Raw genomic sequence first — 15,723 nt, forward strand, 5'->3', positions numbered from 1 at the left:
TTTATGATACCATTTCTAAAACTTATTCGTTGGAAAAATTTACTATTACTCATTTTAGCGCAAACCCTGATAAAATACGCCTTACTTGAGCCTTTAAAACTAGAATACGGTTTCGACACTGCTTTGACTAATTTAGGATTTGCCCTTTTAGTTATTGCCACCGTAAGTATTGCTGCTGGCGGTTATATTATTAATGATATTGAAGACGTAGAGGCAGATAAAGTTAATAAACCTAACCATGTTATTATAGGCAAGCACATCAGCGAAAAATTTGCGACTTACCTCTTTATTGCATTAAATTTCATTGGCGTAATTGCAGGATTCTTTTTATCTAATGCTATAGATAAACCTAGCTTTTTTGTGTTATTTATATTAGTATCTAGCGTACTTTACTTATATGCGACCTACTTAAAAAAAATAATAGTAATAGGAAATGTAATAATTGCAGCACTCGTTAGTTTTAGTCTTTTAATTGTTGGTGTGTTCGATTTAATTCCAGTAGTAAGCATAACAAATGCATCTTCGCAATACTTTTTTCTAGACCTAATTAAAGATTATGCACTTTTTGCGTTTATGCTTAATTTTTTAAGAGAACTTATTAAAGATATCGAAGATATCGATGGTGATTATAAAATCGGCGTAAACAGTATTCCAATTGTGTTTGGTAGACAATGTGCTACAAAATTGGTGTTCGGCTTATCATTAATTCCGCTTGTACTAATTATCATTTATCTCACTAAAAACCTATATCAGCAAACGCTGGCGTTAATTTATGTTTTAGTATTTATTATTGCCCCTATGATATATAGCAGTATTAAAATATATAATGCAGAACATAAAACCGATTACAAGCACGTAAGCAGCATTCTAAAACTGGTAATGTTATTTGGTGTTTTATCGCTTCTCTTATTTCAATTTATATTATTAAACTAATGCTGAAAGAACATCTTAAATCGCAACGAATTATTTTGGCCTCGGGTTCTCCAAGACGGCATGAGTTTTTCAAAGCACTAGACTTAGAATTTGAAGTAAGACTAAAGCCTGTTGAAGAGATATATCCAGAGCATCTTCAAAGAGAAGACATAACAGATTACCTTTCTAAACTTAAAGCAGAACCTTTTCTTCCAGAATTAAAACAGAATGACATATTGGTAACAAGCGACACGATTGTTTGGCATAATAATAAGGCGCTTGGCAAGCCGAAAGATGAAAACGAGGCTTACAAAATGATAAAATCTTTGAGCAATGCCACACACAGTGTAATATCGTCTGCTTGTTTCACGACTTTAACGCAACAAATTGTAGTCAATACAACAACATGGGTTACGTTTAAACGGTTGTCTGATGAGGAAATTTGGTACTACATCAACAACTTTAAACCCTTTGATAAAGCTGGCGCTTATGGCATACAAGAATGGATTGGTGCAGTAGGTATAACAGCCATAAAAGGCTCTTACAACAACGTCGTTGGTTTACCCACACATTTAGTTTACGAAACGTTAATACGCATGGCTAACGATAAATAACATCGTATCTTTATGTCAAAACTAGAAAAATGAATAATCCGATAAAAAGCATGACCGTTTTTACGAGCTTATTATCCTTACTTGTCATTGCATTTTCATGCAAAGAAGAGCAAAAACCTATAGACAAGCAATTAGCAGTTACCGATAATACAATTAAAACCGAGATACTTAAATCTGCGGAACCACTTAGCAAAGAATTTAATGACTATTGGTATGCCGGAGAGGCTGAAATATCGTCTTACAAACTCGAGCAAGCGCGTTATGGCGAAATGCGAGACGGTACGGCTGTTTTGGTATATGTGACCGAAGATTTTTTACCAGAAGAGCAAGTAAAGGCAGATAACTACAGTAAAGACAATACCTCTGTTCTAAAGCTTAATGCAACTAAAAACTTTAATACAGGAATATATCCTTACTCAATAATGCAGAGTACGTTTTATCCTGTGGCAAATAACCAACATGCTCTAAAAGTAACGGCATCTATCCAAGAATGGTGCGGACATGTTTACGCGCAATTAAATAATAGAGATAATTTTGAAATTAAAGCTCACTCCTACTTCGAGACCGAAGCAGACCAAAATTTAAATTTAGAAAAGTCAATTACAGAAAATGAAATTTGGACACAATTACGAGTTAATCCTAAATCACTCCCAACGGGAGAACTAAAAATTTTACCATCGTTAGAATTTTTAAGATTAAAACACTTAAAATTTAAAGCCTTAAACGCAGAAGCGACTTTAAATGACGATTCGTATAAAATCCACTATCCTGAAATAAACAGAACGCTAAAAATTAACTTCAATCCTAATTTTCCATTTGATATTATTAGCTGGGAAGAAACATATCCAGATGGTTATGGGCCAAATGCCAAACTTTTAACGACAAAGGCTAATAAAATAAAAACCATTAAATCTGCCTACTGGAGTAAAAATTCAAATTCAGACGAAAATTTAAGAAATACACTTGGGTTAGAATAATTGAGTAAAAACTAAACTATATTTGTGTTAAACAGATTAACGTTAGTTATGCTCAATTTTTTTAATATATATAAGACAGAAATTATATATACCATTATTCTGCTTATCATCCTCTTAATCATTAGAGCGTTTATAGTAATTGCAGTAAAAAAGATTGGAAAAACAAGTGGTACTACTGAAGCAAGGGCAAATCTCATTGGCCGCTATGTCACTGTTACAATTTTTCTCTTAGGTGCGCTCATTGAAGCCTTTGTGCTAGGTGCAAATTTTGGGGATATTTCTCTTTTATTTTCTTCCGTTTTTGCTGTAATTGGCATTGCGCTATTTGCAATTTGGTCGATTTTAAGCAATATTACATCTGGCGTAATTATGTTTTTTTCATTTCCCTACAAGGTAGGAGACAAAATTAAAATTCACGATAAAGATTTCCCCGTTGTAGCTATTATTGAAGATATTCGCGCGTTTCAACTTATTCTAAGAGAAGATAATGGCGATTTAGTCACTTACCCAAACAACCTAATATTACAAAAACCTGTAACGCTTATCCAAAAGGATGCCTTAGATGATAGTAGTATTTTGTAAATTGAAGCATTATGGGTAAAAAACGTACAGAAAATTACAAAAAACACGTTGGGCAGGTACCAGGCTCTGTTATATATACTGGAAAAAAAACAAATAAAAAACTTCACATTCATTCTTTTGACTATACAAAGGAAAGTATTGAAGAAACCGTACTTCTTAACATAGAAGATGCATCTGCCTATAAAGAAACATCATCCGTTACTTGGATAAACATCAATGGACTAAATTATACGCAAGAAATCTCTAATATCGGCAATCAATACAATCTTCATCCTCTTGTCTTAGAAGATATTACGCATACAAGCCAGCGTCCTAAGATAGACGAATACGAAGATTACATCTTCGTAGTTTTAAAAATGCTGTACTATGACGAAAAAGAACAAATCGTTGTAGAACAGGTAAGCTTTATTTTAGGCAAAAACTATGTATTAACCTTTCAAGAAGCAGAAGGCGATGTTTTCGATACGATTAGAGAACGACTTCGTGAGAACAAAGGCCGCATAAGAGGATTAAAATCCGATTATCTTATGTATGCATTAATAGATGCTGTTGTCGATAATTATTTTAGCGTTATCGAAACCCTAGGTAATAAAATTGAAGATTTAGAAACAGAACTTTTTTCTGGAAATACAAGAGAAGATATTAATATTGAAATTCAGCAACTAAAACGCGAAATCCTAAAAGTTAGACGTGCTATTTTTCCGCTTAGAGAGATTATAAGTCGTATTGAAAAGTCTGAAAATTCGCTAATAAACAAACGCACAATTACCTATTACAGAGATGTTTACGACCATTTAATTCAAGTGTCAGAAAATATAGATATTTATCGCGAAATGATTTGGAGTTTAATGGACATGTACATGACAACAATTAGTAATAAGATGAATGAAGTCATGAAAGTACTGACCATTATCGCCACTATCTTTATTCCTTTGACCTTTATCGCTGGTATTTATGGAATGAATTTCGAATACATCCCAGAGCTTGACTATAGGTATAGTTATTTTATTCTTTGGGGCATAATGATAGTTCTTTTTGTTGGTATGCTTTATTACTTCAGAAGAAAAAAGTGGTTATAAAATCTTAATTCTTTTTTTATTTATTGTCATAATTTACTTACTTGTGATCTTTAAATTTTTAATCATGACAAGACAAGAGCATCTTAAATTCTGTAAAACCTGTACTAATCGAGAAATGGATATGAAAGTGGGCATAGTATGTAAACTAACTAATAGCATAGCCGATTTCGAAGATGAATGCAAAGATTATACTATTGATAATGATGCCGTAGCAAGTATAAATAATGAAGACACTTTGGAGCATACCGAGGTGTTAGGTAAGATTTCTAACGAACATTTAGAAAAATTTAGAGCAGAACAAAACTTAAAGGCGGGCATATTTGCCAGTATTTTAGTCGGAGTCATTGCAGCATTAGGATGGGCAGCGATAACCGTAATGACAGAGTTACAAATAGGTATAGTAGCTATTGCTATTGGTGCTGCTGTTGGATTAACAATGCGTTTTATCGGTAAAGGTATAGACCAAGTTTTTGGAATTTCTGGAGCCATTATAGCATTATTAAGCTGTGTCCTAGGAAACTTTTTAAGCATTCTCGGATTCATAGCTAATCAATACGAGTTAGGATACTTAGAAACATTATTATCGTTCGACTACTCAATGACGTTTGCTATAATGAGTGAAACTGCAAGCCCTATGGACTTAGTTTTTTACGCTATTGCAGGATACGAAGGGTATAAATTTTCATTTAGAGCCTTTACCGAAAGAGATATTCATGATTTAGCGCATAAAGACTCTAACCGTTAAATAAATCTAAAATCCCACATACAGCATAGTAACTTTTTTACCTTTGAGAAGCAACTAACTGAAAAACTATGCATCGCATAAAACAAGGTATTCTATTACTTTTCGTTTTTACATTCTCTGTAAATGCGCAACAACCAAAAAAACTAAATTCATCAGAAATTTACGAAGCAATTCAGAAGCTAAACGTTTTAGCTTCGGTGCTTTACGTGGCAGCACATCCTGATGACGAAAATACGAGGCTCATATCGTATATGTCCAATCATGTAAAAGCCCGCACTGCTTACTTATCCTTAACGCGAGGCGATGGTGGACAAAATTTAATAGGACCAGAACTACGAGAATTATTAGGTATTATGCGTACCCAAGAATTACTTGCCGCTAGACGTGTTGATGGTGGTGAGCAACGCTTTACACGAGCTAATGATTTTGGGTATTCTAAACACCCTGATGAAACATTAAGTATTTGGAATAAAGACGAGGTTCTAGCCGATGTTGTATGGAATATAAGACAGTTTAAACCAGACATTATCATCAATCGTTTTGACCATAGAACGCCAGGTCGTACACACGGCCATCACACAAGTTCTGCAATGCTTAGTTTAGAAGCGTTCGATTTGGTTGGTGATGCTACAAAATATCCTGCTCAACTAAAATATGTAGATACATGGCAACCTCAGCGCATATTCTTTAATACGTCCTGGTGGTTTTACGGTAGTCAAGAAAAATTTGAAGAAGCGGACAAAAGCAATATGGCCAGCTTTGATATAGGTGTTTATTACCCATTAAAAGGTTTATCTAATAACGAGGTAGCTTCCATTGCGAGTAGCCAGCATTTGTGTCAAGGCTTTGGGCGTTTATCCACACGTGGAACGCAACAAGAATACATTGAATTGCTAAAAGGTGAGTCTTTAAATAGTACAAACAATCCGTTTGAAGGCATAGACATCTCTTGGAATAGAATTGAAGGCGGTAAGGCTATTGGTGAACTTCTAAAGACGGTAGAAAACAATTTCAATTTTGCAAATCCATCAGTGCATATTCCTGATTTGCTTAGAGCTTATCAACTGCTTCAAACTATAAAAAATGAACACTGGAAACAAATAAAAACTGAAGAACTAAAAACCATTATTCAGGCATGTGCCGGACTATATTTAGAAGTTTCTGCAAATAGTCCTTCGGCTACTAAAAATGAAGCAGTAAAACTTCAAATTGAAGCCTTAAACCGCAGTGCTATTAATATAGAATTAGACTCTTACAAGATGACTTCTATAGATAATACCATTTCAAAAAATATTCAGCTTTTACCAAACCAACGCATTAATATAGAAGAAGGCATAACCATCCCTAGTACTATAAACTACACCAACGCCTACTGGTTAAACGAGAAAGGGAGCTTAGGCATGTACAAGGTTAACGACCAAGCCCTAATTGGTAAACCAGAAACGCCTAGAGCTATAAATATGACATTTAATTTAAATATCGAAGGCGTTATAATTCCATTTACAAAACCTGTCGTTTACCGTTATTCAGAACCTGATAAAGGCGAATTGTATCGTCCGTTTGAGATTGTACCTCCAGTTTCTGCAAGCCTAAAGGATAAGGTATTTATTTTCGAGAATGACAAACAGCGAGATATCGAAGTAAGTGTTAAAGCAGGTAGAAATAATATAGATGGTTATGTTCAGCTTGCGTATCCTAACGATTGGAACGTCTATCCAGAAAAACAGAAAGTAACGATTAAAAATAAAGGTGATGAGCAAACTTTGGTGTTCACAGTAATCCCACCTAAAAATCAGAGCGAAGGCTTAATTTCTCCGATGGTTAATATAGATGGCGAATTCTACACAAGAGAGCTCGTAGAGATAGACTACAGCCACATTCCCTACCAGACCGTTTATTTACCTAGTGAGAGTAAGTTAGTGCGTTTAAATATTCAGAAAAAAGGCAATAACATTGGTTACATAGAAGGCGCAGGTGACGTTGTTCCAGAGAGTCTTAGACAAATTGGCTATAACGTAACCATCATACAGCCAGAACAAATTAATTCTGACAATTTAAAAGATTTTGATGCTATAGTTGTTGGTATTAGAGCTTACAATATTTTGGATGACTTAAAGTTTAAGCAAAAATACCTGCTGGATTATGTAAAAGAAGGCGGAAATCTAGTTGTGCAATACAATACAAGCAGACGTCTCAAAGTCGACGATTTAGCACCTTACGAATTACATCTATCTCGAGATAGAGTGACAGATGAAAATGCCGAAGTTAGAATTCTTGAGCCTAATCATCCGCTTCTAAACTTTCCAAATAAAATCACAGAAAAAGATTTTGAAGGTTGGGTACAAGAGCGCGGCTTATATTTCCCCAACAAATGGGCAAAAGAGTTTACACCTATATTATCTGCAAATGATAAAGGCGAATCGGCCAAAGACGGTGGTCTTTTAATAGCTAAATATGGTAAAGGCAACTATATTTATACAGGTTTAAGTTTCTTTAGAGAATTCCCTGCTGGTGTTTCAGGAGCCTATCGCCTATTTGCCAATATGCTTTCAGCTGGAAAAGAAGATATCCCAAACAAAAAATTAAACGACTAAATCATGGATAAACAAACACACGAAAAACAGCCATGGTTAAAGTCATACACTTTAGTTCTAGTGGCAAACTTAATTTATATCATTCTATTTTATTTTATAACTCAAGCATTTTAGCATGGTATTAAGTTGGATAGATTGGACGGTACTTTCAGCAACACTTTTAACCATCGTGGGTTATGGTACTTGGGTTACAAGACATAATAAAAGCGCACAAGATTACATAAAAGGCGGAAACACAACACGTTGGTGGACAATAGGTTTGTCCGTTATGGCCACTCAAGCTAGCGCCATTACCTTTTTGTCTACAACAGGACAGGCGTTTTCTGATGGTATGGGCTTTGTACAATTCTATTTTGGCTTACCAATAGCCATGGTTATTATTTGTGCTGTTTTTATACCATTATATCATCGCTTAAAAGTGTATACAGCTTACGAATTCTTAGAAAATCGTTTCGATTTAAAAACCCGTAGTCTTACTGCTATTTTATTTTTAATTCAGCGCGGATTAGCAGCAGGAATTACCATTTTTGCTCCGGCTATTATTCTTTCAATTGTATTAGGAATAAACATTATTTATCTTAACGTTATCATTGGTTTTCTAGTAATTATATACACAGTTTCTGGTGGTACAAAGGCAGTAACTGTAACACAAAAGCAACAAATGTTTGTGATTTTTGCTGGAATGTTAGCTGCATTATTTATCACTTTAAATTTAATTCCTGACGAGGTATCCTTTACGGATGCTTTGGAGATTGCTGGTTCAAGTGGTCGTATGGAAGTTTTGGACTTTTCGTTCGATTTAGAAAATAGATATACCGTTTGGTCTGGACTTATAGGCGGAACATTTTTAGCACTCTCTTACTTCGGAACTGACCAAAGTCAAGTACAACGCTACTTGTCTGGGAAAAGCATGAAACAAATGCAAATGGGACTTATCTTTAATGGTCTTCTAAAAGTTCCAATGCAATTTTTTATACTACTCGTTGGAGTTATGGTATTTGTATTTTATCAATTTAACCCAGCGCCATTAAATTTTATTGACGCATCAACCGAGACTGTGTTAGCTTCAGAATATGGCGACGAATACAGAACGCTTCAGAAAAAACAAAATATCCTTTTTAATGAGAAAAAAGCACTAAGCCTTTTAATGGCTAAAGAGAATAATGAGAGTTTAAAAACACAAGCTTATAGGTTAGATAGCATAGAAAAAGCATATCGATTAGAGTCTAAATTCTTAATAAAAAAAGCTATTGACTCTGATTATACAATAGCATACAACAATTTGAAGTCGGAGGTTGATAAACTCTCTGCAAACCCTAAAAGTGAAGATTACATAGCAAAATCCGAAGAATTAGATACTTTGTATAAGTCTTCAGCAAAAGACACCCAAACAAATGATAGGGATTACATGTTTATCCGATTTATACTTAACCATTTACCCGTTGGACTCATTGGCCTGTTACTTGCGGTAATTCTGTCTGCCGCCATGTCTTCGACTGCTTCTGAGATAAATGCATTGGCTACAATTACATCAATAGATTTATACGGCAGAAACGTTAAAGGCGAAAAAGACGAAGCACACATGGTTAAAGTCACTAAATTATTTACATTGGCTTGGGGCATCGTAGCAATAATTATTGCCTGCTTTGCTAATTTGGCAGAGAATCTTATTCAGCTAGTAAATATTATTGGTTCTATTTTCTATGGAAATGTGCTAGGCATATTCTTATTGGCCTTTTTCTTTAAACATATAAAAGGGAATGCCGTTTTTACCGGAGCTCTTATTACTCAGGTAATCATAATTATTGGTTGGTGGTACGATTGGATGCCTTACTTATGGCTCAATTTATTTGGTTGCGTATTGGTTATTCTTATTGCCAATATGCTTCAATTATTAAGAAATAAAGACTAAAAAATCAAAACAAAAAAGCGACTGGTCACTGAGATTCTCGAAGTGCAGTCGCTTTTTTGTTTTAATAGCACTGTAAATTACATTGCGCCCCATTCTTTTAATGAGTCTTTATTCATTTTTACGTATCCAGCATTACCAGATGCCTCAGCATCAGCAAGTGAAGCTTTTGCAGCTTTTATAGCTCCAGCTTTATCGCCAGCTGCAGCATAAATCAATGATTTTTGTCTTAAATGCCAGAAACGTGGCTTTTCAATCATACTTAAAGCTTTGTCCATCCATTCTTTGGCTTTATTTATGTCTTTTCCTGCGTTCATGTAGTACACAGCCGAAGCATATAAATCATTTGCAGATGGGCCATTCATTACTCTATCAATTGCAGCGCTAACCGTTTTATCTGTTGGTACTGTAAAAGGTATACCTGCATAAGATTTCTCCCAAATTAACTCAAGCGTTCCTCCATTGTCAGTAATGTTGTTAATATCAATAGCAAATGTTTCTACATTAAAAGGAATTTCCTCAACATCAACCTTTGCTGTTGCTACGACCTTGCTATCGTCCCATTTTTGTGGTGCTCCCCAGTTTTCAGTATCGCTATATAACATAACATCCCATTGCTTTGCAGAATTAAGCTTTGTAAAGATGGCATACGTTCCTGCTTTAACATCTTGTCCAGCGAAAGTAACATCGTCACTAAATGTTATGGTAGTATTCTTATTAGCACCTGTACGCCAAATAGAGCCCCATGGCTCTAACTCTCCAAATATTGTTCTTCCTTTTACTCCAGGTCTTGAATATTCTATAGTAATATCAGTTAACCCCACCTTTTGTTCCAATTTTGCACTTGGACTTGGCTGTGGTGTTTCAATCTGTGCATTGACACTAAACATTAGTGCTAGGGCAAATGCAAATAATACGATTTTTTTCATTTTAATATGGTGTTAGTGTTTAATTTTTCACCGTAAAATTACGACTTCAATACTCCTACTAATGTTAAGAAAGACTTAAAATAGGTACCTATAATAATTACCAATTCTGTCCTTTTTTAAAGATAAATCTTGTTTAGAAAAATACTTAATCGTAATATTGCAATAAACAAATAAAGTAGCCATATGGGACTTGTCAGATCTGAAATATTTACAGACCAACAAAACAAGATTTCGCTTTTAGCAAAAGCATTTGCGCATCCGGCAAGAGTCGCCATTTTACAACATATTTTTAACACAGACACTTGTATATGTGGTGATTTAGTTGATGAAATCGGTTTGGCGCAATCCACTATTTCTCAACATCTCAAGGAATTAAAAACTATTGGATTAATCAAAGGTAACATCGAAGGCACTAGCGTGTGCTATTGCATAGATAAAGAACAATGGACTGAAATGAAATCTATCATAAATCAGTTTTTGAATCAAGACATAACGAATACTAATTGCTGTTAAAATGACACTTTCAGAAATAAAAAAACACCTCGAAACGCTTGAAACGATTGAATTCAAACTCCCAAATGGCGAGTTAGTGCCTAGTCATTTTCATGTCACAGAAGTAGGGAAAATTTCAAAAACTTTTATAGACTGTGGTGGAACACTGCGTCAAGAAAGTGTGATTAACTTTCAACTTTGGGAAGCTAACGATTACGACCATCGTTTGCACCCAGAAAAACTACTAAATATTATAACGCTTTCTGAAGAAAAATTAAAGTTAAGAGACGTAGATATCGAAGTCGAGTATCAATCGGACACCATCGGAAAATACGGATTAGGCTTTGATGGCAAAAGCTTTTTATTGACCTCTAAGCAAACCGATTGCTTAGCAAAAGATAATTGTGGAATACCAACCCTAAAACCTAAACTAAAACTTTCAGAATTACAAAATCAAGCAACATCTTGTTGTACACCAGATTCTGGTTGTTGTTAAAATCGAATAAATGGATATGAACGAAAAATTAAATCATCTGATTGAAACTCTAGAGCCATCTACAATATCAGAAGAAAGAAAAGGTATACTTAATGAGCTAGTAGAATTCATTCAATCAAAAAAGGATAAAAATCTTCCAGTAAACCTTAATTTTATTTGTACACACAATTCGCGACGAAGTCACTTATCACAGATTTGGGCACAAACCATGGCTTACAAATTCAATATAACTGAAGTGTTTTGTTATTCTGGAGGAACGGAAGCCACAGCGATGTTTCCCGTTGTTGGAGATACACTTGTAAAACAAGGGTTTCAAATTAATAAAATATCAAACGAAAAAAATCCGGTTTATGCTGTAAAATACGCTGAAGACCGCCATCCTATCGTGTGTTTTTCAAAAACCTTTGATGCTGATTTTAATCCCAAAAACAGCTTTGCTGCAGTAATGACTTGCTCGCATGCCGACGAGAATTGTCCTTTTATTGCTGGTGCAGAACAACGTATTCCTGTGAGGTATGACGACCCAAAAGCGTATGATAATACACCGCTTCAACTTGAAAAATACGAAGAGCGTAGTCTTCAAATTGCTACAGAAATGAAATATGTGTTCTCAAAAATCAAATCCTAAAATGGCACAAAAAAAATTAAGTTTTCTTGATAAAAATCTAACACTTTGGATTTTTGCAGCGATGCTAGTAGGCGTTGCAATTGGCTATTTTATACCCTCTTTTCCAGAAATCTTAAATACATTCAACAGCGGTACAACTAATATTCCTATTGCCATTGGTTTAATTTTAATGATGTATCCTCCTTTGGCTAAGGTCAATTATGCGTTGTTGCCAAAGGTTTTTAGAAATACAAAGATTCTTTCGATTTCTCTTATTCTTAATTGGGTGATTGGTCCTGTATTAATGTTTGTTTTGGCCATAACATTTTTGAGAGACTACCCGGAATACATGGTAGGACTTATTTTAATTGGATTGGCACGCTGTATAGCCATGGTGTTGGTTTGGAATGATCTAGCCGAAGGAAATACCGAATATGGTGCTGGATTAGTTGCTTTAAATAGTGTTTTTCAAGTATTTGCTTACAGTTTTTATGCATGGATTTTTATTACTATACTACCTCCATATTTTGGCTTTCAAGGTGCAATTGTAGATATTTCCATAGTAACGATTGCAGAAAGTGTTGCAATTTATTTAGGCATTCCGTTTGCATTAGGAATATTGAGTAGACTCATATTAGTTGAACTAAAAGGTGAAGATTGGTATAGGACCAAATTTATTCCAACAATTTCTCCCTTAACTTTAATAGCGCTATTATTCACCATTGTAATCATGTTTTCATTAAAAGGTGAATTAATTGTTCAAATTCCTTTTGATGTTCTAATTATTGCCATTCCTTTGCTCATCTATTTTGCGTTAATGTTTATAGTTGGCTTTTTTGTTACAAAAGCTATGGGAGCGGAATATGATAAAACGGCATCAGTAGCTTTTACCGCAGCAGGAAATAATTTTGAGTTGGCTATTGCCGTAGCTATTGCTGTTTTTGGGCTAAACTCTGGTCAGGCCTTTGCTGGAGTCATTGGTCCATTGGTCGAAGTACCTGCACTAATCTTATTAGTTCGTGTATCGTTTTGGCTGCGAAAAAGGTTTTATTTAGGAGATGTATCATAGAATCTAATTCTATAAGTTAAATTTTGTTTAACTGTACATTAAAATAGTTAAACAAATAGTATCTTTACATTGTAAAATCAATACAATGGCAAAGAAAAAATCAATCTCACAAACAGACCTAATCACATTTTACATGGATTACGTGCTCATGCACGACCATAAACCAAAATCTGTCTATGCATTTGCTAAAGACAATAATTTTGAAGAGTCTAAATTCTATGAGCATTTTGGGTCGTTTGAAGCTTTAGAACAATCTATTTTTAAAGTATTTTTCGATAATACACTCACTGCTTTAGAAAAAAGCGAAGACTATCAGTCTTTTGATGCGCGTAACAAACTACTTAGTTTTTACTACACCTTTTTTGAAAACTTAACAGCAAACAGAAGTTATGTGGTTCATGCTTTAGGAAACCAAAAAGAAGGTATGAAATCTTTAAAAGTACTTTCGCACTTAAAGAAAAGTTTTAATAACTACATAGAACGTCTTGGTATAAATACTATAGATTTAAAGCAAGAACAATTCGAAAAACTTCAAAATAGAGGTTTAAAGGAATCAGCATGGTTTCAATTATTAGTAACTATGAAATTCTGGTTAGATGACACCTCACCGTCTTTTGAAAAGACCGACATTTTTATAGAGAAATCTGTAAAAGCAAGTTTCGATTTAATAGATACAACACCACTTAAAAGCATTATTGACTTTGGCAAATTCTTGTTCAAAGAAAGAATGCATAACAACTAATACTGATACCTTCAGCATAAATGAAAACCATAGACAGCATACCCATTAGTAAAATTTCTCGAGCAACTAAACTAGTTTCTACGGGTGCAAAAGTTGGTGTTAATTATCTAAAATATTACGGAGACAAAATGGTAAATTCTAAAGAAGATGCCAAAGAACGTCTCAATCAAAATAACGCAGAAGACATTTACGATAGCCTTAAAAAGCTTAAAGGAAGTGCGCTTAAAGTAGCGCAAATGCTTAGCATGGAAAAAAGTATTTTGCCAAAGGCGTATGTCGAAAAGTTCTCATTATCACAATTTTCGGTTCCCCCATTATCACCTCCATTGGTGCTAAAAACGTTCAAAAAATATTTTGGGAAGCATCCCGAAGATTTGTTCGATACTTTCAACGCAACCTCAGTAAATGCTGCCAGTATAGGGCAGGTCCACCTTGCAGAAAAGGATGGGAAAAAATTTGCTGTGAAAATTCAATACCCTGGGGTTGCAGAAAGTATTGCATCAGATTTGGCACTGGTAAAACCAATTGCTATTAAAATGTTTAATATAAAAGGTAAAGATTCTGATAAATATTTCAAGGAAGTAGAAAATAAGCTTACCGAAGAAACCAACTATTTACTAGAAATTGAACAAAGTAAAGCGGTTGTAGAGGCTTGTAAGCACATTCCAAATCTCGAGTTTCCTAATTATTATGAAGACTTATCATCCGAGCGCATCATTACGATGGATTACATGAAAGGTGAGCACCTATCTGAATTTGTTGCACACAATACAAATCAAGAGGTCTCAAACAAGTTAGGTCAAGCGCTGTGGGACTTTTATATGTATCAAATCCATAAGCTTAGAAAAGTTCATGCAGACCCGCACCCTGGTAATTTCCTAATTTCTGAAGAAGGAAAATTAATCGCTTTAGATTTTGGTTGTATGAAGGAAATTCCAGAATCGTTTTACGTGCCTTATTTTGAATTAGCCAAAAAAGAAAGTTTAGAGGACGAGACATTTTTCACTAAAAAATTATACGAATTAGAAATTTTACGTGAAGATGACTCAAAAGAAGAAATAGAATTTTTTAGCGCCATGTTTCATGACTTGCTGAGCTTATTTACACAACCATTTCATAATGAAACTTTTGATTTTTCAGACCCAAATTTCTTCAATCAAGTTGCAGAAATGGGACAACGCTATTCAAAGAGTACAGAGCTTAGAAACATGAATGGTAATCGAGGCTCTAAACACTTTATTTATATTAATCGTACATTTTTTGGATTGTATAATCTCATGTTCGATTTAAAAGCTGAAAATGTAAAAATCAACAACTTTATCAATCTTTAAATGGCAGAATTCAGTTTAGAAGACATAAACAAAATGCATCATTTGTACCGTATCAACTTAATTAACAGTTGTTCTGGTTACAAATCTGCAAATCTTATTGGTACCAAAGATGCTGCTGGCAATTCCAATCTCGCTGTTTTTAGCTCGTTAACCCACATGGGGTCTAATCCAGGATTATTAGGTGTTTTTATGCGGCCTACAACTGTAATTAGACATACGTATGAAAATTTAAAAAACACAGGATATTACACCGTAAACCATATCCACGAGCAAATTATAGCAGATGCGCATCATACCTCTGCCAAATATGATAAATCTATTTCTGAGTTTGACGTCACTGAATTGCAAGAAGAATATAAAGACCATTTTCATGCACCATTTGTGGCAGGGTGCCCAATACAAATTGCCATGAGTTTTGTTGAAGAATATCACATCAAAGCCAACAATACCATTTTGGTTGTTGGTAAAATCGAAAAGCTATATGTGCCAGATGAATTGATAGAGAAAGATGGTTTTATTAATTTGTCAAAAGGGAAAGTAGCAACTATTAATGGTTTGGATGGTTATGCCGTACCTGATTTAAAAACACGTTTAGAATACCAACGTCCAAAAGCTGGATTTGCACATAGAGATTAAAATGCTTAA

16 protein-coding genes are annotated in these 15,723 nt (G+C 34.5%); 15 read left to right on the forward strand and 1 reads right to left on the reverse strand.

The features are described 5' to 3' along the window. Positions 1-3 precede the first annotated feature (3 nt). From DFQ05_RS12770 to DFQ05_RS12805, 8 genes are all read left to right on the forward strand, one after another. Positions 4-933: a geranylgeranylglycerol-phosphate geranylgeranyltransferase gene (locus tag DFQ05_RS12770; protein WP_132705909.1), complete on the forward strand. Its 930-nt coding sequence runs from the start codon at positions 4-6 to the stop codon at positions 931-933. Then, positions 933-1,526 (forward strand): Maf-like protein, encoded by a 594-nt coding sequence (locus DFQ05_RS12775; protein ID WP_132705911.1) that lies wholly within the window; start codon positions 933-935, stop codon positions 1,524-1,526. The genes DFQ05_RS12770 and DFQ05_RS12775 overlap by 1 nt, the downstream gene beginning before the upstream one ends. Positions 1,527-1,555: 29 nt before the next feature. After that, entirely contained in the window at positions 1,556-2,503 is a 948-nt protein-coding gene (locus DFQ05_RS12780) for a septum formation inhibitor Maf (RefSeq protein WP_132705913.1), read from the forward strand. A 48-nt stretch (positions 2,504-2,551) separates the two neighbouring features. Further along, positions 2,552-3,085: a mechanosensitive ion channel domain-containing protein gene (locus DFQ05_RS12785; protein WP_132705915.1), complete on the forward strand. Its 534-nt coding sequence runs from the start codon at positions 2,552-2,554 to the stop codon at positions 3,083-3,085. Between the two features lie 11 nt (positions 3,086-3,096). Continuing rightward, complete coding sequence (corA, locus tag DFQ05_RS12790; RefSeq protein WP_132705917.1) at positions 3,097-4,164, forward strand: magnesium/cobalt transporter CorA; 1,068 nt, start codon at positions 3,097-3,099, stop codon at positions 4,162-4,164. A gap of 64 nt (positions 4,165-4,228) precedes the next feature. After that, on the forward strand, positions 4,229-4,909 hold the full coding sequence (locus DFQ05_RS12795) for a hypothetical protein (RefSeq protein ID WP_132705919.1): 681 nt from the start codon (positions 4,229-4,231) through the stop codon (positions 4,907-4,909). Positions 4,910-4,977: 68 nt separating this feature from the next. Next, positions 4,978-7,503, forward strand: a complete 2,526-nt coding sequence (locus DFQ05_RS12800; RefSeq protein ID WP_132705921.1) for a PIG-L family deacetylase — start codon at positions 4,978-4,980, stop codon at positions 7,501-7,503. 115 nt (positions 7,504-7,618) lie between these two features. After that, entirely contained in the window at positions 7,619-9,415 is a 1,797-nt protein-coding gene (locus tag DFQ05_RS12805) for a sodium:solute symporter family protein (protein WP_132705923.1), read from the forward strand. A 77-nt stretch (positions 9,416-9,492) separates the two neighbouring features. On the opposite strand, the gene DFQ05_RS12810 is transcribed toward DFQ05_RS12805, so the two are convergent. Further along, entirely contained in the window at positions 9,493-10,341 is an 849-nt protein-coding gene (locus DFQ05_RS12810; RefSeq protein ID WP_132705925.1) for a DUF2911 domain-containing protein, read from the reverse strand. 183 nt (positions 10,342-10,524) lie between these two features. On the opposite strand from DFQ05_RS12810, the gene DFQ05_RS12815 reads away from it, so the two are divergent. From DFQ05_RS12815 to DFQ05_RS12845, 7 genes are all read left to right on the forward strand, one after another. Continuing rightward, the gene (locus DFQ05_RS12815; RefSeq protein ID WP_073087237.1) at positions 10,525-10,854 is read left to right on the forward strand and encodes an ArsR/SmtB family transcription factor; all 330 of its coding nucleotides are present in this window, start codon (positions 10,525-10,527) and stop codon (positions 10,852-10,854) included. Between the two features lies 1 nt (position 10,855). Then, positions 10,856-11,329: a DUF6428 family protein gene (locus DFQ05_RS12820; protein WP_132705927.1), complete on the forward strand. Its 474-nt coding sequence runs from the start codon at positions 10,856-10,858 to the stop codon at positions 11,327-11,329. Between the two features lie 16 nt (positions 11,330-11,345). After that, complete coding sequence (locus DFQ05_RS12825; protein WP_132705929.1) at positions 11,346-11,957, forward strand: arsenate-mycothiol transferase ArsC; 612 nt, start codon at positions 11,346-11,348, stop codon at positions 11,955-11,957. A 1-nt stretch (position 11,958) separates the two neighbouring features. Then, the gene (gene arsB, locus DFQ05_RS12830) at positions 11,959-13,005 is read left to right on the forward strand and encodes an ACR3 family arsenite efflux transporter (protein WP_132705931.1); all 1,047 of its coding nucleotides are present in this window, start codon (positions 11,959-11,961) and stop codon (positions 13,003-13,005) included. 85 nt (positions 13,006-13,090) lie between these two features. After that, positions 13,091-13,747, forward strand: a complete 657-nt coding sequence (locus DFQ05_RS12835; protein WP_132705933.1) for a TetR family transcriptional regulator C-terminal domain-containing protein — start codon at positions 13,091-13,093, stop codon at positions 13,745-13,747. A gap of 20 nt (positions 13,748-13,767) precedes the next feature. After that, entirely contained in the window at positions 13,768-15,078 is a 1,311-nt protein-coding gene (locus DFQ05_RS12840) for an ABC1 kinase family protein (RefSeq protein WP_132705935.1), read from the forward strand. Then, positions 15,079-15,714 carry a flavin reductase family protein gene (locus DFQ05_RS12845; RefSeq protein ID WP_132705937.1) on the forward strand — a complete coding sequence of 212 codons (636 nt, stop codon included), beginning with the start codon at positions 15,079-15,081 and terminating at the stop codon, positions 15,712-15,714. Positions 15,715-15,723 lie beyond the last annotated feature (9 nt).

It is taken from the genome of Winogradskyella wandonensis (assembly GCF_004346845.1).
GTDB lineage: Bacteria > Bacteroidota > Bacteroidia > Flavobacteriales > Flavobacteriaceae > Winogradskyella > Winogradskyella wandonensis.